This is a genomic window from Bifidobacterium sp. RTP21102st3_E2_RTP21102_210122, assembly GCF_040916945.1.
Taxonomy (GTDB): domain Bacteria; phylum Actinomycetota; class Actinomycetes; order Actinomycetales; family Bifidobacteriaceae; genus Bifidobacterium; species Bifidobacterium longum.
Map to the genome: position 1 here is coordinate 1 of NZ_JBCPAN010000008.1, position 20,161 is coordinate 20,161.

Annotated in this window: 14 protein-coding genes; 7 read left to right on the forward strand and 7 right to left on the reverse strand. The window is 59.1% G+C overall.

Features of this window, described 5'->3' with window-relative positions; all coding sequences use genetic code 11:
• Nucleotides 1-146 precede the first annotated feature (146 nt).
• From AB5287_RS09260 to AB5287_RS09270, 3 genes are read left to right on the forward strand one after another with little or no spacing between them, the layout of a single operon-like run.
• Nucleotides 147-1,487 (forward strand): ABC transporter substrate-binding protein, encoded by a 1,341-nt coding sequence (locus AB5287_RS09260; protein ID WP_032684389.1) that lies wholly within the window; start codon nucleotides 147-149, stop codon nucleotides 1,485-1,487.
• Between the two features lie 8 nt (nucleotides 1,488-1,495).
• Complete coding sequence (locus tag AB5287_RS09265) at nucleotides 1,496-2,509, forward strand: LacI family DNA-binding transcriptional regulator (protein WP_101629249.1); 1,014 nt, start codon at nucleotides 1,496-1,498, stop codon at nucleotides 2,507-2,509.
• Nucleotides 2,510-2,540: 31 nt separating this feature from the next.
• The gene (locus AB5287_RS09270; RefSeq protein ID WP_240816713.1) at nucleotides 2,541-4,361 is read left to right on the forward strand and encodes an alpha-glucosidase; all 1,821 of its coding nucleotides are present in this window, start codon (nucleotides 2,541-2,543) and stop codon (nucleotides 4,359-4,361) included.
• A 740-nt stretch (nucleotides 4,362-5,101) separates the two neighbouring features.
• Here the strand turns inward: AB5287_RS09270 and AB5287_RS09275 are convergent.
• Nucleotides 5,102-5,353, reverse strand: a complete 252-nt coding sequence (locus AB5287_RS09275) for a transposase (RefSeq protein WP_010081562.1) — start codon at nucleotides 5,351-5,353, stop codon at nucleotides 5,102-5,104.
• Between the two features lie 206 nt (nucleotides 5,354-5,559).
• On the opposite strand from AB5287_RS09275, the gene AB5287_RS09280 reads away from it, so the two are divergent.
• From AB5287_RS09280 to AB5287_RS09290, 3 genes are read left to right on the forward strand one after another with little or no spacing between them, the layout of a single operon-like run.
• Nucleotides 5,560-6,762 (forward strand): tyrosine-type recombinase/integrase, encoded by a 1,203-nt coding sequence (locus AB5287_RS09280; protein ID WP_032738807.1) that lies wholly within the window; start codon nucleotides 5,560-5,562, stop codon nucleotides 6,760-6,762.
• Entirely contained in the window at nucleotides 6,759-7,724 is a 966-nt protein-coding gene (locus tag AB5287_RS09285) for a tyrosine-type recombinase/integrase (protein WP_007053138.1), read from the forward strand. Before AB5287_RS09280 ends, AB5287_RS09285 begins: the two co-directional genes overlap by 4 nt.
• Complete coding sequence (locus AB5287_RS09290) at nucleotides 7,721-8,776, forward strand: tyrosine-type recombinase/integrase (protein WP_007054866.1); 1,056 nt, start codon at nucleotides 7,721-7,723, stop codon at nucleotides 8,774-8,776. The genes AB5287_RS09285 and AB5287_RS09290 overlap by 4 nt, the downstream gene beginning before the upstream one ends.
• Before the next feature lie 86 nt (nucleotides 8,777-8,862).
• Here AB5287_RS09290 and AB5287_RS09295 read toward each other — a convergent pair whose 3' ends face one another.
• The 6 genes from AB5287_RS09295 to AB5287_RS09320 all read right to left on the reverse strand — a co-directional run bounded on the left by AB5287_RS09295 (nucleotide 8,863) and on the right by AB5287_RS09320 (nucleotide 18,639).
• Nucleotides 8,863-9,417 carry an IS3 family transposase gene (locus AB5287_RS09295; RefSeq protein ID WP_368221096.1) on the reverse strand — a complete coding sequence of 185 codons (555 nt, stop codon included), beginning with the start codon at nucleotides 9,415-9,417 and terminating at the stop codon, nucleotides 8,863-8,865.
• Nucleotides 9,418-9,545: 128 nt separating this feature from the next.
• Nucleotides 9,546-9,938: a helix-turn-helix domain-containing protein gene (locus tag AB5287_RS09300; RefSeq protein ID WP_368221097.1), complete on the reverse strand. Its 393-nt coding sequence runs from the start codon at nucleotides 9,936-9,938 to the stop codon at nucleotides 9,546-9,548.
• 188 nt (nucleotides 9,939-10,126) lie between these two features.
• A complete protein-coding gene (locus AB5287_RS09305; RefSeq protein WP_368221099.1) occupies nucleotides 10,127-11,146 on the reverse strand; it encodes an NAD(P)/FAD-dependent oxidoreductase in 1,020 nt (339 codons plus the stop codon).
• Between the two features lie 118 nt (nucleotides 11,147-11,264).
• Entirely contained in the window at nucleotides 11,265-15,137 is a 3,873-nt protein-coding gene (locus tag AB5287_RS09310; protein WP_368221101.1) for a lipid II flippase MurJ, read from the reverse strand.
• Complete coding sequence (locus AB5287_RS09315) at nucleotides 15,134-17,329, reverse strand: DUF6049 family protein (RefSeq protein ID WP_368221116.1); 2,196 nt, start codon at nucleotides 17,327-17,329, stop codon at nucleotides 15,134-15,136. The genes AB5287_RS09310 and AB5287_RS09315 overlap by 4 nt, the downstream gene beginning before the upstream one ends.
• 71 nt (nucleotides 17,330-17,400) lie before the next feature.
• A complete protein-coding gene (locus AB5287_RS09320; protein WP_368221102.1) occupies nucleotides 17,401-18,639 on the reverse strand; it encodes an NUDIX domain-containing protein in 1,239 nt (412 codons plus the stop codon).
• Nucleotides 18,640-18,725: 86 nt separating this feature from the next.
• Between AB5287_RS09320 and AB5287_RS09325 the strand changes: the two genes are divergently transcribed.
• Entirely contained in the window at nucleotides 18,726-20,141 is a 1,416-nt protein-coding gene (locus tag AB5287_RS09325) for a CCA tRNA nucleotidyltransferase (protein ID WP_007051791.1), read from the forward strand.
• The last annotated feature ends 20 nt before the right edge of the window (nucleotides 20,142-20,161 follow it).

The window sequence follows — 20,161 nt, forward strand, 5'->3', positions numbered from 1 at the left end:
TGGTGAGTGCCTTGATTATTGAAATCGTCGAAATCATCGAAATTATTTGTCAGTCATAATCCTTCGGTTTTAAGATGCAGACTACAAGCAAGGGCGCCAAAAGCAAGGATCATGCCACTGCTGCTCAATAGAAAGAAAGGGAAACAATGAGGTTCTCGTTAGGAAAAATAATTGCTCTCTGCGGTGCTGCGGCGATGGTTGTTCCATTGGCAGCGTGTGGAACAACTCAGTCGGAAACTCCCGATGGGAGCGGTAAGACGGTTGTTAATGTTTGGGCTTGGGATAACAATCTTAAAGCTAATGCTAAGGTTTTCATGAAGAAAAACCCTAACATTGTCATCAAATTTACCAATGCCGGTAGTGGTAAAGATGAATACAAAGCTCTGAATAATGCTTTGGAAGCTGGCAGTGGAATTCCGGATATAGCCATGATTGAATATTATGCGATTCCTGAGTATGTAATTAAGGGCTCTCTTAAAAATCTGAATGACTATGGGACTGCCAAATATAAGGATTTCTACACCCCAGGTACTTGGAATGCAGTGAATTTCAATGGCGGTATGTATGGTATGCCAGTCGACTCTGGACCAATGGCTTTTTACTATGACAAAGAGGTATTTGACAAAGCTGGCATTTCTGAGCCGCCAAGTACTTGGGATGAGTTCTATCAAGATGCAAAGAAGATTAAGCAGATTGGTTCATATATTACTAATGATCCAGGGAACGCCGGATTCTTCAATGCAATGGTCTGGCAAGCAGGTGGACACCCATATTCCACATCTAAAGACGGCACCAAGGTTACCGTCAAACTCACTACTGATAAAGGAGTGCAGAAATTCTGTGACTTCTGGCAAAAGATGATTGATGAAGGACTAATCGAAACGAAGACAAAAGATAGTTCTGATGATTGGTATCGTTCAGTTGGTTCCGGAGAATTTGCGAGCGTGATATCTGCTGCATGGGCTCCCGGCATGTTTTTAAACAATGCTTCGGAGGGTGCTGGAAAGTGGCGAATTGCTCAAATGCCAACGTGGAACGCCGGCGAGAAGGTAAGTTCTGAGTACGGCGGCTCCTCCCTTGCCCTGATGTCGTCATCCAAGAATGCGGATGCTGCGTACAAGTTTATGGAATTTGCCAGCACTAATTCTGATGCCATCATGTCCCGTGTGGACCAAGGTGGTTTTCCTGCTGATTTGAAGACCATGTCTAACGATAAATTCCTTAGCCAGACTACTATGGTGAACTCCGATGGAGACACGGTGGATTATTTTGGCGGTGAGAAGTTCAATGCTGAATTCGCCGAGGCTGCGAAGCGTGTCACATCTAAGTTCGAATTTCTGCCCTATGACGTTTATGCGCGAAGCGTTTTCACCGACACTGTCGGGGCTGCTTACACGGGACAGACCACAATGAAGGAAGGTGTGAAGGCTTGGCAGGACAAGCTCGTTGAGCAAGGAAAGAGCCAAGGCTTTACTGTGAACGAATAAGGATAACAATGGCTGGAATCAAGGACGTGGCGGCTCTCGCAGGAGTTTCCATAAGCACGGTTTCCTATGTGATGACAGGGAAACGTCCCATAGGGGCAAATACCCGTCGGAGAGTATTGCAAGCTGCGCGGGAACTTGGTTACTTGGCGAAAAACGGTGGTCCAGCTCCGTTGAGTGGTGAGACTCATTTCGTCGCGCTGAGTTCGCCCGTCCATGATTCCACCAGCTATACCAACTATTGTGCTTATTTTCTAAATTTTCTCAAAGCGGCCAGGCGACTTGGCTATGAAACGTTGCTGTTGACTGAGGAAACAGGAGATGAGCAGCTTCGCTCTATCATCGATACTGGGATGGTGGATGGTGTCGCTCTTATGGATGTGACTATGAATGATCCCCGGATTGAATTGGCTCAGCTTTCAAGTATTCCGCTCATTTCTATTGGACATCCTATGAATGAAATAAATGTGCCATGCATTGATACCGATTTTATTGAAATGGGTGAAATGATCATGCAAACGCTTTGTCGTAATGGGCACAGCAGAATTCTGTTTGCAGGGGGGAAGGAGATTGATTACGAACGAAATGGAGGTGCAAATTACCTCATTCGACTCAGGACATCAATGCATGATGCTGCTGCGCGATACAAGATTCATATAGATGAAGAGTTTACCGACGAGGATGATTTCGATGCTGCCGAAAACCTACTTGAGAGGTTCATCTCGAGTGAGAACACAGCAATTGTGACTCAAGGCGGCCCATTGTTCCTTAATAATCTTGTTGCTGCGACGCGGCAGCGTGGAATGAAGATTCCTCAAGATCTTTCGCTGATTTCAGCGGGAACATATACAGATTCCATAGGCAAGCGTCTGAGGATAGATGAATTTCCCTTAATGCCAGCAGAGTTGTGTCAACTGGGCATGAGCATGCTTGTTCGGCTCATGGATGGAACTCTAAAGGGAAAGGAAAAAGCAACATTGATTCATCCCGTATATAGGCAACGTGGATCCATAGCATCGCGTTGATGAAGAACTTGATTTAATAAGGAAACAAGATATGACTGATTTCAATCGTTCCGTCCTTCCCGACGCCGTGCGTTCCAACGGCGCGACCCCGAACCCGTGGTGGGCCAACGCGGTGGTCTACCAGATCTACCCGCGTTCCTTCCAGGACACGAACGGCGACGGCATCGGCGACCTGAAGGGCATCACCAGCCGTCTCGATTATTTGGCTGATCTTGGCGTGGACGTGCTGTGGCTGTCCCCGGTCTACAGGTCCCCGCAGGACGACAACGGCTACGACATCTCCGACTACCAGGACATCGACCCGCTGTTCGGCACGCTCGACGACATGGATGAGCTGCTCGCCGAGGCGCACAGGCGCGGTCTGAAGATCGTGATGGATCTGGTGGTCAACCACACGTCCGACGAGCATGCCTGGTTCCAGGCTTCTCGCGACAAGGACGACCCGTATGCCGACTGGTATTGGTGGCGTCCGGCCAGGCCGGGCCACGAGCCGGGCACCCCGGGCGCCGAGCCGAACCGGTGGGGTTCCTATTTCGGCGGTTCCGCGTGGCAGTACGATCCGAAGCGCGGCGAATACTACCTCCACCAGTTCTCCAGGAAGCAGCCGGATTTGAATTGGGAGAATCCGGAGGTGCGCAAGGCCGTGTACAGGATGATGAACTGGTGGATGGACCGTGGCATCGACGGCTTCCGCATGGACGTGATCACCTTGATCTCGAAACATCTCGATAGCCACGGACGGCTGCCTGGAGAGGTCGACTCGGAACTGTCCGAAGGAGAGATAGGCGAAGAGGGATACACGGACGCGAGCCCGTTCTGTTCCGATGGTCCGCGGCTCGACGAGTTCCTCGCCGAAATGCGCCGTGAGGTGTTCGAGGGCCGTGAGGGCTACATGAACGTCGGCGAGGCGCCGGGCATCACTCCGGAACGCAACGAGTTCATTACCGATCCGGCCCACAAGGAACTCGACATGCTGTTCCTGTTCGACCACGTGGGCGTCGACCAGGAAGGTTCCAAGTGGAACACCGTGCCGTTCGAAGTCAGGAATCTGCGTGCTCGTCTTGCCGACCAGCAGGAGGCCGTGAGGAACGCCGGCTGGGCCAGCCTGTTCTTCTGCAACCACGACCAGCCGCGTGTCGTGTCCCGTTGGGGCGACGACTCTGACCGCGAGTCGCGCGAGTTGAGCGCCAAGGCGTTCGGCATGCTGCTGCACATGCACCGTGGCACCCCCTACATTTATGAGGGCGAGGAGCTGGGCATGACCAACGCCCATTTCACCAAGCTTGACCAGTACCGCGATCTGGAGGCCATCAACGCCTACCGCCAGCGCGTGGAGGAGGCCAGGTGCCAGTCGCCGGAATCGATGATGGCGGCCCTCGCGCTCATCGGACGGGACAATTCGCGCACGCCGATGCAGTGGGACGCTTCCAGGTACGCCGGCTTCACCGCGGCCGACGCGGCGACGGAACCGTGGATCGGCGTGAATCCGAACCATGTGGAGATCAACGCGGCCGAGGAGTTCGACGATCCTGATTCCGTGTACGGCTTCTACAAGAAGCTCATCGCCATGCGCCACGGCAACGCGACCGTCGCGACGGGCGAGTGGAATCTGGTCGCGGCAGACAGCGAGCAGGTGTATTCGTTCACCCGTACCGGCGGCGACGATACGATTCTCGTCATGGTCAATCTCACCGGTAGGACGGCGCGGGTGCCGGCGGAGGTCGCGCGATTGCTCGGGAATGGCGTGAGCGAGTCGCAGGTGCTGCTCAGCACCTATGATGCCGTACATGGCGTGAAGTCGATCGCTCGCGGCGAGCTTGCTCGTTGGGAGGGAGTCGTGATTCAGCTCTAATCGACTCAAGCTGACTTCATGTTCACGCTCGACCTTACCCTGGTTGAGTGTGGACATGAAGTCAATGTCAGGGGCGTGTCTATCTCCCAGAGTGGCGTCTCTTAATGGGGAAGTCGATGTCCGTCAAATGTGAACTGGAGAACACTGGCTGGTGCAGGGCCATCTAATTTACTTAGCTACTAACTTAACGGCAAATCTTAAAAGGTGCAGCCTCGCATGATTCTGGTGAGAGGTTTTTCGTTGTTCCGTGCTGCGGATAAGCGTCATGTTGTTGTTTGACGTTCAATTGTCATATGGGTCGTGAGACTTTCCGCGCCGAAAGTGGTTCCGAGACGTTATGGCTACGTAGATGGTACGTAGGCTCTTCTATGGCAAAAAGCGCACTGAAGCGCAACGCCGCGAGGATCGAACAGGATGGGCGTTCATGGCACCATTCGGCATACTGTTCGCCATCGTATCATCATCCCGTGTTGCGTTTCGCCATTCGGCTTCTTCCTGGGTCGCGTATACGCGCAAACCTCCGTGCCGAACGAACTGCTGGAACATTCTGGACGTTTTTGGCCTGTCAGCGGGAGGATTCCTCCACTCGCTGGAAGAATTGGATGCTAATTGAGGAATATGGCTGTGAATGAGTCGGAAGGTTTGAATATGGAACAGTCTCGGGAGCGGTTTGCGAATGAGGTGGACGTTGCGTTAGCGCAGTCGGCCCGTCGGGGCTGCGGACGTTTTCTTGGAGATAGTCATGCAGCCATTCCTTGGCTTTGACGATATTGTACCGGACTCATCCAGCCCAGCGACTGTTTGATGCGCTCGTGGTTGTACCAGTGGATGTACTCGTCGATCAGGACAAGCACCTCGTCGCGGGTGCGTTTCTCCCAATGCTCGGGATAGACGGACTCCGTCTTCATGCGACCGAAGAATCCCTCCGCGGCGGCGTTGTCGGGGCTGCAGCCCTTCGCGCTCATTGAGCGCGTCAGCCCGTAGCGTTCCATGAGCTCCAGCCATCCGGGCCACCGGTAGTGGCATCCCCGGTCGGAATTAAACCGATGTCGGTTTAATTCCGATTAAGCCGGGTTTGTTGTTAAGCCGGGGAACGGTTCGGGGTCTTGGTGGCTGGCCGTGTCCCATGTGGTTTCCCGGCTTAACGTTCCGGGTTATGTTCGTCTTGTCCCATTTGATTCGAACGAAGGAGTTTGCCATGGGTGAGACGACGGTTGGCCATGTCGCGGGCGAGGTGGTCCGCGCGCTTTACGGGGCCGGTTATATGGAATCCACCATAGGCCAGTACCGCAAGTCCATCAGGGCGTTGGAACGGTACGCCGGAGGCCCGGATGCGGTGTACACGCGTGGGTTGGGCGCGGGGTTCGCCGCGTCGACCTTCAGTGAGCGGACGGGCGGTTTCAGCAGGCAGCGGTGGTTCGATTACGGCAGGCTGGCGCGTTTGTGCGACTCGTATCTGCGGTCCGGTTCGGTGGACCTGGGCAAGTGGCGCAGGAGCAGGCTTGCGGAGCCGGTGGTTCCGGGTTTGGCCGTGGTCATGGAGCGTTGGGAGGCGTATCTCGCCGGTTCGGGACTGGCTTCGGCGACGGTGGGGCATTACCGTCGGATGGCGGGCTTGTTCCTCACGTGGCTGGAATCTCATGGGGTCGTGTCGTTGGATGGTTCGGATGGCTCGCATGTGCTGGGGTTCCTGGCCGGGCTGCGTTCACGCTGGTCGGAGTCGTCGATGCGGCACGCCGCGTCGGACCTGCGCCCGTTGTTCAGATGGCTCGGGCGGGATGACCTGGCGGACGCGATCGGCCTGGCCGGCATACGCAGGACCCACGCGATCGCGGGAACGTTGCCCGACGACGAGCACCGCCGCTTGCTGGAGGCGTGCGCCTCGCGGTCGGTGCCGTCGAGGGACGCGGCGATCACCCTGCTGTCGCTGACGTGCGGGCTGAGGTCATGCGATGTGATCGGTCTGAGGATCGCCGACGTGGATTGGGATTCCATGAGCATAGGTCTGGTGCAGCGAAAGACGGGCAATCCGTTGACCGTGCCGATGACGGGACCGCTGGCCGCGAGGCTGGCGTCCTGGCTGTTGGACGAAAGGCCCGCCACCGACGACGACCGTGTGTTCGTGCGGTACAAGGCGCCCCATGTCGCGCTTCGGGGTCATTCATCGGTGTACGAGGCGATCAGCCGTGTCATGCGGCACGCCGGGCTCGGACGCCGGGGCGGTTCCAGGCTGTTGCGGCGCAACGCGGCGACGAGGATGCTGGAGGCGGCCACGCCGTTGCCGACGATCAGCGCGGTGCTTGGCCACGCCGACCCCGATTCCACACGCGTCTACATGGCCACGCACCGCGGGGGAATGCTCGCGTGCGTGCTGCCCGTGCCGGAAGGCGGATCGTCATGAGACCCACGGAACACGGATTCGTCGGCCCGCTCGCCGGCGAATTGGAGGAGTACATCCGCTTCAAGGCGTCCATGGGCAGGCATGGCGCCACCCGCGTCCGGGTCCTGCGCTCGTTCGACCGGCATTGCCTCGAACACGGGGCCGTGCGTCTGGAGCGGGGCGTCGTGGAGCGATGGATCGCCCATAGGATCGACGCGAATCCCGGGGGTTGCCGCTCGTGGTTCTCGTACATCAGGGACTTCGGCAGGTGGATGCGACTGGCCCACGATCCCGACGCGTACGTGCTCTCCGACCAGTGGAAGGCCGGATCCCCGCGTCCGACGCCGTACCTGCTGACGGACCGCGAGGCCGCCCTGTTCCTGCGGGCCGCGGGAACGTTGGAGTCTCCGTCGCCGTGGGCGTGGCAGTCTCGCGCGTTCTTCATGCTCATGGCCTGCTGCGGGCTGCGCACCCGAGAGGTCAGGAGACTCGCCGTCGGGCACGTCGACCACAAGGCCCGTTCCATCGACGTGGTCGATTCCAAGGCCGGTCGCAGCCGCAGGCTGCCCGTGGGCGACGAGGTCGCCGCCGAACTGCTGGAATGCGACCAACGGTCCCGCGAACGCTTCGGAGACGACCGTCCCGCGTTCTTCGTCACCTCCACCGGCAATCCGGTCTCCCCGGGCATGCCCGGCGTGGTGTTCCGCCGCGTCTGGACGCGGGCCGGGCTCGAGTGGCCACAAGCCGGCAAACGGCCCAGGCCCTATGATTTCCGGCACCGGTTCGCGTTCGCGAACATCGAGCGGTGGACTCGCGACGGCGTGGACGTGATGGCGATGCTGCCCTATCTGGCGGCCTACATGGGACACGCCGGCATCGACAGCACCCTCTACTACGTGCACGCCAGCCCCGATTTCATGGACGGATACGCGGACCTCGTCGCCGACGCCGAACGCGTGGTCCCGGAAACGGAGGAACCATGAGCAAGGCAAGGAAAACGGCCGCCAGCTCCGGTGAACCGGACTTCTGGCGAGTCGCGCGCGACTGGCTGCACCACTGGCTGCCCAAGGTGCGGGGCAGCTCGCCGAAGACCGTCGAGGCGTACCGCATCGGCCTGGAATCCTACGTCCGATGGCTCGAAACCACGGAAGGCACGCAGCGCAGCCACATCGGTTTCGGGCATTTCGACCGGGCGCGCCTGGGCCGGTGGGTCGAATGGATGCGGACCGAGCGCGGGTACTCGGACCGCACCATCATGCTGAGGATGACGACGATGCGCGTGTTCCTCGACCACGCGGGCCTCGAACACCCGGCATTGACCGCGCTGGGCAACGACGCGGCCGGCATACGTGTCAAACCACCCGCGCGCAAACCCGTCGACCACCTCGGGGAGGAGCACACCAAAGCGTTGCTGACCGCATGGGGCACCGGCGACGCCAAATCGCGCAGGAACCGCATGCTCCTGATCCTCATGTACGACACCGCCGCCAGGATCGGCGAACTCGCCGCACTGACCATCGCGGACGTGGGTATGGATAAGCCGGCCAGGGTCACGCTCACCGGCAAACGCGGCAAGAGCCGGGTCGTGCCCCTGGGAGAAAGGACACGAACCCACCTGGCCGCCTACCTCGAGGAATTCCATCCCGGACCGTCCATGCGCGACGGCGACAGGCCGTTGTTCCACTCGACGAGGAACGGCGCCATCCAGCCGCTCTCCGTGGACCGGATCGACGAGATCCTCAAAACCGCGGCGGCCAGAGCACGCCGCGGGACGTGCCCGTCCATGCCCGAACGCGTCCACTGCCACCTGATCCGCCGGACCCGCGCCATGGACCTCTACCAACAGGGCGTGCCGCTACCGCTCATCATGCAACTGCTCGGCCACGAAAGCATGAGCACAACCAGCGCGTTCTACGCGTTCGCGACCCTCGACATGATGCGCAAAGCCGTCGATGCGGCCAACCCCGGCCCCGACCCCTCCAAGGAGACATGGCTCAGCGAGCAACGACTCCGACAACTACACACCCTCAAATAACCCGGAACGTTAAGCCGGGAAACCACATGGGACACGGCCAGCCACCAAGACCCCGAACCGTTCCCCGGCTTAACAACAAAACCGGCTTAATCGGAATGGACCACGGGACGGGTGTTGTCGGGCAGCGTCTCCGCCGCCTCGGCGAGCATCCGGTTGGCGAGCTCCGCGTTGGGATGGAAGCAGGCCGTGTAGGCGACGATCTTGCCGTCATGGCAGTCGATCATCGGCGAGAGGTACACCTTCCCGTCCCGGGCCTTGATCTCGGTGATGTCCGTCAGCCACTTCTCATTGGGCCGTTCGGCGGTGAAGTCCCGGTTGACGAGATTACCGGGAGCGGGCGTGGTCTCCCCCTCGTAGGAGCTGTAACGCCGCCGTTTGGGAACATGCGCCGAGAGCCCGCCCTCGGCCATGATCCTGCGGATCACCTTCTCCGAGACGCCCGTCCCGAGCGCGGCCTTGACGCGACGGTACCCGTACCTGCCCTTGGAGTCGGCGAACGCCCGCGCCACGCGGGCGCGCAGCCCGGCGTACTTGTCAACGCCGATCCTGGCATGGTGGTAGTGGTAGCTGCTCGGCGCTATGCGCAGCAAGCAGGCCATCGACCTCAGCGAATACCTCGGCCTCAGCCGGTCGACCGGCATCGTCTTCTCCCTGTTCGACAGGCGCCGCAGGTCGGCGCCTGGGTCTTTTTCTGCGAGCCTCCACCACCTCCCGCATCAACGCGTTCTCCAACTCCAGCTCCTCGACCCTACGGCGCAACGCCTCCACGTCATCGCCGCCCCCCGGCATCCGCCCCGCCCCGAGGACGGACGGACGCCGATTTCCCGCCCTGGGCGGCATTCTGGTTCCGGGGCTGCAACGCGGCCATGCCGCCCCTGCGGTACGCCCTGACCCAGTTGTGCACCGCACCAACGCTCACGCCAAGCTGTTTGGCGGCCTGCTTCTGCTGCATGCCGCCCAGCACCAGTTCGATCGCCTTCCGTCTTGTCTCCAGAGGAATTATGGGTTTGGCCATACGGCCAGCATACCGGGGATCCATCGCCAGCCAGCATTCCAGGCACTGTCTGGTCGGATAGCCCAGGCACTCCACCACCTGCGCGGTGGTCATCGGCGTTGTGAGGTATAGCTCCACCGCCCTCGAACGCTCCTCAAGACTGAACATACGAGAAACCTTTCGCTCAGTCTCCAAGAAAACGTCCGCAGCCCCCAACCTCTCCGCGCCTGAGGGGCCTTTCTATGCCTTTGACCGGTGCGTACTATCCAAGGGCGGCATGCTGTAACACTGACCTAGCGCTGCTCCTATGTCACAGGCAGCAGTCAGAACAGCAAGCCATCATCAGGTCGCCGCAATCAGTCCGTAAGATAGGCCTGCGCATCCAGCGCTGCACGGCAGCCCATGCCCGCTGCGCTGATTGCCTGACGATAAGTACGATCCACGCAATCGCCTGCAGCAAAGATGCCTGGCGCACTGGTCACCGTGCTGGCACCCTGCACCACGACATACCCATCATTGTCGCGGTCCACAACACCAGCTGCAAAATCAGTGGCTGGCGTATGGCCGATAGCCACGAATACGGCGTTGGTGTCCAGCGTGCTTTCTTCTCCGGTCACCACGTTACGTACGGCAATGCTGCTGACACTGGCCGGTGCCACAGCCGGTCGTTTGATTGTCAAGCCAGGAATGGCAATAGGTGCACCGGTGTTCTGTGTGGGGGAGGAGGTGCCGGTAATGGAGGTCACCACTGTGTTGGTCATCAGAGTGATGGTCGGATTGGCTTTGGCTCGGTCCACCATGATCTGCGAGGCGCGGAAGCTATCGCGTCGGTGAATCAAGGTGACCGAAGAACCGAACCGGGTCAGGAATAATGCCTCTTCAAAAGCCGAATCGCCACCGCCTACGACCACGATAGGCTTGTTCCTGAAGAAGAAGCCATCGCAGGTGGCGCAGTACGAGACGCCATGTCCGGACAGCTCCTGTTCGCCGGGCACCCCAAGCTTACGGAATGACGACCCTGTGGCGATGATGAGTGCTGATGCCTCCAACTGGGAGTCATCGGAGAGCGTTACACGATAGGTCGGCTTGACCGAATCACTCTCACACGCCTCAATGGAAGAGACATCGTCTGTGATATAGGTTGTACCGAAGCGCTTGGCCTGTTCCTTCATGCGATCCATAAGATCCGGGCCAAGAATACCTTCCGGGAATCCGGGGAAGTTCTCCACCTCAGTGGTGTTGATCAACTGTCCACCTGGCGACAACGCACCAGTGACCATAACAGGATTAAGACCTGCGCGGCCAAGATAGATGGCGGCCGTGTAGCCAGCGGGACCAGAACCGATAATGATGACGTTATGTTTCACGTGAAACATTGTCACACCCCCATACGATATTCCATGTCATTCAGCCAGACGCGAAGAAAGGGCGGCACCGTCGAATGTATGCGAACGGTACCGCCCTTCTTGGGTCAGTTATCGGTATAGATGCCGATTAGAAGACCTCCACCTTCTCGATGTACAGCTGGTTCTGCGGCAGGCTACCCGATGGCACCCACAGCAGCAGATCCTGCGTCTTGACGGCTTTGGTGAACTTCACCTCAGTAGTGCCACCTTCAGCAAAGGTGAATTCGGCCACCTGCTTGCCCTGAGTGGGGTCTCCAGTGGTATTTGCGCGAATATAGCCCTTACCACCGGATGTGCGGATGGTGATAACCATGCGGTACGCATCCTGCGGCTGGTCAAGGTGCATGTAGTATGCGTACCCGGATTGGCCGCCAGGATTCGACAGGAAGTTGGCGCTGGAAATCGTAAACGCCGTGTTGTTCTCATGGCTCGGTTGCGGAACAGCGCTGGAATCCTTATCGCCGGACTTCTTGGCCTTGGTCTTCTTGGACGACGAATCAGCAGTCTCGGACTTCTTGGACTTGTCTGATACCGAGTCCTTGGATTCGCTCTGAGTGTCATCACTCGACTTTGAAGAATCGTCAGTGGTGCCACCGTTCGTCGCGTTCTCGCTGCCACCGAATGGCACAGCGTCAGCATTGATATCGGGCCAGTCACCTTCACTGGAGTTGCTGGAAGCATCGGCAGGATTGTCTCCGGAGGATCGGAACGCATGCACTGCCCAAACAGCCGCTGCCACTACCAATATCAGAGCCACAATGATGGCAACGACCTTGGTCGACAGTTTGCCGAACAGATGTTCATCGGGCAGCTTGCTGTCAACCTCGTCATCCGGCACATCCTTCGGTGTGAAGCTCGGAGGAATGGCGCTTACTTCGGCAATGCGGGCCTGCTCCTCTTCCAAGGCACGCAGTGATTCCTCACCGGGAGCCACAGCACGGCCGCTGGCGTCGAACACGGGAATACGACTGGTTGTCTCTCCCACGGTGGCATCGGAAATACCGCCGGTAACAATAGGCACTGTCAACCGAGTATTATCACCCGGACCGCCGATAGGGGCCGGATTCATTTCGCTGTACCAGTCACCGGTGCCTTCACCGGAAAGATTTTCGTGCTCCCAGGCGTCAGAAAGGTTGAAGTCAAACAGACGGCGGGCATCAGACTGAGACTGGTTGCCGTCAGCAGTACTGGACCCATCAGGCAGAGGAACCGGTGACATCGCGTGCGGAGCGGGGACGGCGGCCGGCTGAATCGGCAGGGAAGGGGTAATAGACAATTCCGGAAGACTGTTGCTGTTAATCAACGTGCTGGGAATAGGCACGATATCGGTCTCGTTGGCGGGCTTCAGTATCGCCTTGGTAATCGAGCAATCGCTTTCCACGCTCGGCAAAGCGATATCAGCATCGCTCAGTTCAGAGAGCGGCTTCCAATTACCCAACAAGGCGTCGAGTTCTACAAGGGCAGCCATCGGCAACGTGTGCTCGTCGGGCTTGCTTAAGGCCAATCCACGCTTGCAAATCACGCGGAATTCGCCAGGGGTGTCTTGCGGCAAGGCGCGCAGATTGAATGTGGGTGTCGCTTGGCTTGGCGTGCGTGTCAGCAGGGCATAGAGCAATGCCGCAAGCTGGCGAATCGCATACCGTTCAGGACCGTCCGTACGCAGATCAGTAGCGGACGTGTCGGCCAGCATCGTGGCACATGGTGCATCGGCAATCTGCACACCGGAGGTAGTCACTCGAACGGTGTCGGTTGTGATGACGATGCTGCTGGGAGTATCCGCAATGACCTCGCGCAGCACGTTGGCGCATTCTCCGATAATCGACCGGATGGCGCTGTAGCTGAGCGGCTTGTCGGTATCCACCATGTAGTCAGTCAGGCATTGGCCGCTGTCCACCGGCATGACAATGAGAAGTACGTCGGATTCCATACGGTATTTCAGTACGGGAATCACACGATCAGGGCGAGTGGCGGCGATGCGACCAGCGAGCTCATCGATTGCGGCGAAAGCGCTGCGATTGGTAATGATGAACAGCTGGCAATCCTTTGCCAACACACGGTCGTTGGCTTTCCATGCCTGAATGCCAGGCTCCTCACGCAACGACGATACCAAGGTGTATCGGTTGAGAATCGTGTCTCCGAGTTGCGGTTTCATAGTGCGTTCGGCTCCGTGTGATTGGTGTTCGAGACTGGTCTTAGATATTCTACGTGTGGGGCTGTCCTTGACGGGCTCCGTCTCAGGATTGATTTGCGTATCGTCGACTTTTTCCGGCTGGGCTGTCACAGCAACGTCCTCACTGGCCGGAGTCTTGTGTAGACGGGCCAGTATCGAGTGATAGGCGCTGATGAGTTCCGGGGTGCGTATCACCCACAACACAGCCACATATACTACGGCCAGCACGATGGTGAGCACCACGCAGATGGCCAGTGCAGACCACCAGCTCATGTGCCCGCCTACCGATCGAATATCCGCGCCGAACAGTGCGACTACCGGTCGTTTGATCAGCCAGACCACAACTCCGGAAGCCAGCGCCGCCACAATGGCCTTGGCATATGTCCTCGTGATCTCCCGACCACCAAGATTGCCTTCGAACTTGCGGCGCAACATCATCAATGTCAGCGGCAACGCCAGTAATCCACCGAGTGTCACCGAGCAGGCGATACCGAGTACCCAATGCTCAGGAGGAAGTACCATCATGCCAATCATCATGAATACCGAGGTGAATCCATACTGCATCACCGCGGACAGGAAGGGGTGCAGGCCGTCCTCAAAGGCGTAGAACGTGCGCTGGATCAGCAGGAACGCCGACCCCAATGGAATGCCTATAGACAAGGCGATAAGCGCGTAGGAGATCAGCATGGTCTCGTCCATCGAGACGGACGGAAGCAATGCGCGGATGATCGGTTCGGGGAACACGACCATGGCGGCGGCGAAGAATATGATCAGCAGCCCTACGTTGTTCAGCGCGCTCACCAGATCGTGCCGTGCCTCATCCAGATTCGCAGCTGCGATGGAACGGGAGATCTTGGGGAACATAGCCGTGGATACCGATACGGCGATGAGCGAATAGGGCAGGATGAACAGGGTGTACGCATTCTGATAGGTCGCGTTGCCTGCCACGCTGAACAGGCTGGCACCCGTCAGTTCGTGGGCGCGCTGCGGTGCGGATGTGGCGATACGGGTAAGGATAATGCCGCAGATCTCACTGGTGACCACCACGCCCAAAGAGCCTAACGCCACGGGACCCATAGACCTGAGTCCAAAGCCGCCAAGCCCGAAGCTGGGTTTGTATTTGAATCCGATACGGGCCAGCGGCAGGAACAGTATCAGCGCTTGGAAGGCCACGCCCAAAGTCCAGGTGCCTGCGGTAAGCGCGATTTTGTCGGCGGTCCAGAATTCGAGGGGCTGTTCATTGGCCTTGCTGAACAGCAGAATAAAAGCGACGAAACCAGTGCAACTGATGATGTTCGCGCCGGTGGAACTCCACGCATACGTGAGGAAATGGTCTTTGGCGGCCAGAATCTGACCCAACACCGTATACAGGCCGTAGAAGAACACCTGAGGCATGCACCACAGGGTGAACGAGGCGGTCAGGGCTATCATCTGGTGATCGTCGCTACCCACGTACAGGCGGGCAAGCAGAGGGCTGGCCGCCGCCATCACCACGGTCATGGCCAATAGGATGCCGATGGCCAACGTAATCAGGCGATTCAGTCGTTCTTGGGCGTCTTTTTCTTTCAACGTGCGCACGATCTGGGGCACCAGCACGGCGTTGAAGATGCCGCCGGACACCAGCGTGAACACGGATTGGGGAATCATGGAACCGGCCTGATAGGCGTTGGCCGCCAATCCAGTGGTGCCGATGGCCGCAGCGAGAAGAATCGTGCGGAGCTGACCGGTCACACGGGAAGCAGCGGTTCCCGTGGCCATGATCAGGGAATTACGACCTACGGTTGAACTCATTCGTCGGGGTCCTTCTTCCGATGGAACTGCCGCCACAGGCCGATAATGCACAGTAGCACGGCGAAGCCGATGATAATGAAACCGCTGGCATCACTGACGCGCATCACACTGGTGATCGCGGTATCCTGCGTGTTGCCGAAGCTGTTGCCTTCCCGGTCGCTCAGCGACACATGGGCCGTCGATGAGCCGGAAGTGGAAACGCGGATGGTGAAGGTCACCTGAGCGTCGCTATGCGCGGGAATATCGATGTCAGTGGTTCGCGAGGTGACGATCTGCATGGAGTCAGTCAGCGAGTTGACCTGCACGCTGACGGCATAAGGAAGGTCATTGCTGACGGTGATTGGCATTTTCGCGGATTCGCTGAACACGGATATTGATTCCGATGGGTTGATGCGTACGCCGTTCAGAAGATCGCTGGCCAGTGTTTTCGCGGCTCTGACCATGGCTTTTCGCGTGGCTGTCGGCTGGGGGGAGCCAGACATGGATCGCAGCGCCATATCGTCATGCAGCACCAGCAAAGAGCCAATCCATTGCGTCGGATCGTTGCTGTGCGAGACGGTGTCATTGGCGTCCTGCCGGGCCAGGGCCTGCGGGTCCAACGACGAGACCTCGTCGGAATCAATCTCGTTCCTCAATATGGAGGTGGCCATGCGCATGATGTCATGCCGGCTGTCAGCCAACTGTCTCAACGCCGACCGGGTATTGGCGGTGTCGGCATCATCGGCCTTGTCGGGATTGACCGAATCGCTGACATTGTACGGATCGGCCTCGGCCATGGTCTTCAGGTCCGTCAGATTCAACCAGGACGCCTGCTCGAAGGCGCTCATCACCTGATCGATCCAGCCGGCCTCCGTGGTGCGGGAGAACGTCATAAGCAGGTATCGGGATGTATAAGGCTGTTCCATCTGGTAGAACGCGCTCTGAGCGACCAGTCGGGCCAACCGACCGGCATCGCTGGACTCGGCCTGCGCGTCCGTGCTGGTGGCTTGGCCCTTGGCCAGCGTGCCCAAGGTCGATTGCTCCTTCAGCACGGTGACATCGCCGGCAGACGTATCCACCACGTAGGTGCCTGTGTGTACGGCTTCAGTCTGGTCGGCATCGAAAGAGGCATCGGCAATCACCGTGTCATAGCCCTGCTCTCGTGCCGCGGTCAGCGCATCCAACGTCCAACAGTTGTTGCCCTGCCATGCGTACGCGGAGGGTGTTTCGGAGTCGTTTCCGGCGGCATACCATGCGGCCGCCTGCTTGGCGTTCCACTGTTCAGTGGTGATGCCGGCCTTTTCGTAGGCCGCGGTATCACCCAGCGCGGTATAGGCGGTGATGTCAAAGTCGGCGGGCTGCATGATGCCGGCAATGGACGGTTGCACTGCGGACTGACGCCAATACAGAGGATCCGCGATCACTTGCAGCGAGCGGTGCTTGGCGAATGTCTGCCCAAGGGATCGCGCGGTATCGGCATCCTGCTCGGATAAGGATATGGCTTGCGTATCAGTGGCTTTGGCCGCGTTGCTGGCGTCGGCGTTATCGGACTTGTCGGCCTTGTCCGTGCTGTTGGACTTGGACGATGTTGATGTCGAGGAAGTGGTGGTTTCGGCAATGCGATTGCTGATGGCCTTGTTATCGACCTGCCAGCCGCTGGCGGTGTAGGGCATGGCCACGGTCAGGTTCATGGCCGGTGTTGTCGCGGTGTTGAGCCCATCCGAAGATCGGGTCAGAAAACTCGGCAAATCGGCGAGTATCTGATTGCCAACGATATACGACAGCATCAGCGGTTTCGGTCCCCAACTCCCTATGGAGGCAAGGGTCTGCTGATTGGCGTTCACCTCGATGGTGACGGTGGCAGTGCCGCCGGCGGGAATCGATGGCACGTCAACGGAACCCAACTCGTTGGGGGTTGGGATGGGGGCGTTGTTCTCGGCCCAATTCTGAATATCGGTGCGCGAGACAAAGGTGAACAACGCATTGGTGGTCAGGTGCAGTGTGCCGCTTGACGTGGCCGTGCTGTCCGTATTGCTGATGACCGCGGTGACACGATAGCCCGATTTGGAGGTGACGATGGGGGTGCTTTGCGTGATGGCAATGCTCTGCTTGGGCTGATTCTCGGTCTGATTGCCCGTTGCGTCCGTCGTATCGGATGAATCAGTCGTGTCCGTCGTATCGTTCGCGTAGACGGTCAATGGAGCGGCCAGCATCGCCACAACGGCGACGCCAGCCGCCAGTGCGTGTGCCAGACGTGTGCAATGTCGTAAGACTCCGGGTAGGTTCACTCGTTTGCCTGCCTGTTCTTCTTCCTGGCGTAGAGCCACGCGATTTTGCGTTCGTTGGGATAGCTCAACACGTCATCCAAATCTTCAAAACGCACCCAGATGGCGTCTTCCGCCTCATGATCCGGGTCTCCTTCCACCGTCAGTTCACCGCCGGTCTGTTTGAGCGCGAAGTGATGGACCAGCTTGTGCACGCGCTGCGTGGTACCGGTGAACCAGTAGTCGATGGTGGCGATGGAATCGATCACCTCGCCCAGGATGCCGGTCTCTTCATGCACTTCGCGCACAGCGGTCTGCTGCGGGGTCTCGCCTTTTTCGATATGCCCCTTCGGCAAGCACCATTCGAGATGGCCGGAGCGGGAATGACGGGCGATAATGGCCACGCGGTTCTGGTCATCGAAAATCAGACCGCCTGCCGAATATTCGCGTACGACCGGCAGTTCCTGGGCATCCAGTGAAGCGAATGTGGTCGGACCGTCCGACGTACGGCGTTGCGGCATCATGGCCGGAGTCGGGCCGGATGGCGTCACCGGTTCTACCGGCACTGCCGGTTCCGGCGAGGCAACATCTCCGGACGGGTGCCGGCCGAAGACCGTGGCCGGCGTGGGATGCGCTGACGTTGCGGCCGGTGCGGTACGTGCCGCAGGCGGCATCAGCACGTCGCGCGGAGTCGGTATCGCTGTGGTGTGCGCGGCGGCGGCCTTGGCGACCGCAACGGCAGCATCTACGGCCGCGTGAGCGGTCGCCGCGGGATCGTTCGTGACGATGGTTACGGACGTTTGTGCCGTGGCGATAATCGGCTCGACCTCGGCAATCGTCTCGGCACCGGCCTCGCCGGCGATACCATCAGCCTGCCCCTCGATAGTGCCGCTGGTAGTGGCGATGGTGACGGTGGCATGCATGCCGAAGACGGTGGCCGGTGTGGGCATCATCGGCTTCGGTGCGGGCATGTCGCTGGCGGCGTCCGATATTTCGGATTCGGATGGTTCGGGTGTGGCGGGCGTTGCGGGTGTGCCAGGCACACCGGAATGTTGCGCAGTCGGTACTGCGTCTACTTCGTCTTGATGAACGGCCTGATTGGTGGAGTGGCTCGCGGTGCCGCCGACATCGGAAGAATCGCCCGAATCGGCGGAATGATGCGGAGTTTCGGACGTATACAGCAGGTGGTCTTGGGTATGGCTATCCGCCGAATCTGGTGTTTGCCCCAGCATGCGGGCAAGGTCGGCGGGCGTAATCATATTCTCCACCTTACTCAACCCCGTGTGCAGGTGGGGTAACGGTATGCTGGTAGGGCAGAAAAACGTCGCACGCGGGAAGGTGCCCATTGGATTTCGAAGTATGGCCTGAAGCCATCGAACTTGGTCGACTGTTCGCCGAACAGGGTTACGAGCTGGCATTGGTCGGCGGCCCGGTCAGGGATTTGCTGCTCCATAGAAAGAGCCACGATTTGGACTTCTGCTCATCCGCACGGCCTGAGCAGTTCGAGCCGATACTGCGCCGGTGGGGGCATGACGGCTTCTGGGACATGGGGCGCAAGTTCGGCACGCTGGGTGCCATGCGCCGCCGCCCGGACGGCACCGAGGTCAAGGTGGAGGTCACCACCTATCGCTCTGACACGTACGATCCGGACTCGCGTAAGCCCGAGGTCAATTATGGCGACACGCTTGAGGGCGACCTGTCCCGCCGCGACTTCACCGTCAACGCGATGGCTCTGCGCGTGCCCGACCTGCAATTCGTGGACCCGTTCGGTGGTGCCAGTGATCTGTCCAAGGGCGTGTTGCGCACGCCGGTGGATCCGCGACAGTCCTTTGACGACGATCCGTTGCGTATGATGCGCGCCGTGCGATTCGTGGCCCAGCTGGGCTTCCGTATCGCGCCGGACGCGGCCGAGGCGATTACCTCGATGCGCGACCGCATCGACATCGTATCCGCCGAGCGTGTGCGCGACGAACTGACCAAACTGCTGCTCTCCGACCGTCCGCGCGCCGGCCTTGAGGCGTTGGTCGAATCCGGTCTTGCGGACATCGTCTTCCCGGAAATTCCGGCCCTGCAATTGCAGATCGACGAACACCACCGCCACAAGGACGTCTTCGAGCACACGATGATTGTGCTCGAACGTGCTATCGCCCTGGAAACCGGCCCGGACGGCCCGGTGCCCGCCCCCGACCTGACGCTGCGCTTGGCCGCCGTGATGCACGATATCGGCAAGCCGAAGACCCGCCGGTTCGAGTCGGGCGGCAAGGTGAGCTTCCACCACCATGACGCGGTGGGTGCCAAAATGACCCGCAAGCGTTTGAAGGCGCTGCGTTTTGACCACCATCTGGTCGAGGACGTCTCGGAACTGGTGAATATGCACCTGCGCTTCCACGGCTATGTGGACGAGCCGTGGACCGATTCGGCCGTACGCCGGTATGTCAAGGATGCCGGGCACCTCTATGAGCGGCTGAACAGGCTCACGCGTGCGGATGCCACCACACAAAACAAACGCAAGGCGATGATCTTCTCCCAGGCCATGGATGAGATGGAGGAGCGCGTCCGCGAACTCAAGAAGAAAGAGGACTTCGACGCGATCCGCCCGGATCTGGACGGCAACGAAATTATGGAGTTGCTGGGCCTGGAGCCCGGCCCGATGATCGGCCGCGCCTACAAGCACATGCTGGAATACCGCTTGGATAACGGTCCGGTGGACCACGATGTGGCCGTCGAAGAACTCAAGCGCTGGTACGCCGAGATTCAGTAGTCCGATACTAGTCCGATACC

Excerpts from the sequence above, each read along its gene's own strand:
- AB5287_RS09300 (WP_368221097.1), bottom strand. The coding sequence starts at position 9,938 with ATGTTCAGTCTTGAGGAGCGTTCGAGGGCGGTGGAGCTATACCTCACA.
- AB5287_RS09305 (WP_368221099.1), bottom strand. The coding sequence starts at position 11,146 with ATGTTTCACGTGAAACATAACGTCATCATTATCGGTTCTGGTCCCGCT.
- AB5287_RS09280 (WP_032738807.1), top strand. The coding sequence starts at position 5,560 with ATGGGTGAGACGACGGTTGGCCATGTCGCGGGCGAGGTGGTCCGCGCG.
- AB5287_RS09270 (WP_240816713.1), top strand. The coding sequence starts at position 2,541 with ATGACTGATTTCAATCGTTCCGTCCTTCCCGACGCCGTGCGTTCCAAC.
- AB5287_RS09320 (WP_368221102.1), bottom strand. The coding sequence starts at position 18,639 with ATGATTACGCCCGCCGACCTTGCCCGCATGCTGGGGCAAACACCAGAT.
- AB5287_RS09315 (WP_368221116.1), bottom strand. The coding sequence starts at position 17,329 with ATGCTGGCCGCTCCATTGACCGTCTACGCGAACGATACGACGGACACG.
- AB5287_RS09295 (WP_368221096.1), bottom strand. The coding sequence starts at position 9,417 with ATGCCGGTCGACCGGCTGAGGCCGAGGTATTCGCTGAGGTCGATGGCC.
- AB5287_RS09265 (WP_101629249.1), top strand. The coding sequence starts at position 1,496 with ATGGCTGGAATCAAGGACGTGGCGGCTCTCGCAGGAGTTTCCATAAGC.
- AB5287_RS09260 (WP_032684389.1), top strand. The coding sequence starts at position 147 with ATGAGGTTCTCGTTAGGAAAAATAATTGCTCTCTGCGGTGCTGCGGCG.
- AB5287_RS09290 (WP_007054866.1), top strand. The coding sequence starts at position 7,721 with ATGAGCAAGGCAAGGAAAACGGCCGCCAGCTCCGGTGAACCGGACTTC.
- AB5287_RS09310 (WP_368221101.1), bottom strand. The coding sequence starts at position 15,137 with ATGAGTTCAACCGTAGGTCGTAATTCCCTGATCATGGCCACGGGAACC.
- AB5287_RS09285 (WP_007053138.1), top strand. The coding sequence starts at position 6,759 with ATGAGACCCACGGAACACGGATTCGTCGGCCCGCTCGCCGGCGAATTG.
- AB5287_RS09275 (WP_010081562.1), bottom strand. The coding sequence starts at position 5,353 with ATGGAACGCTACGGGCTGACGCGCTCAATGAGCGCGAAGGGCTGCAGC.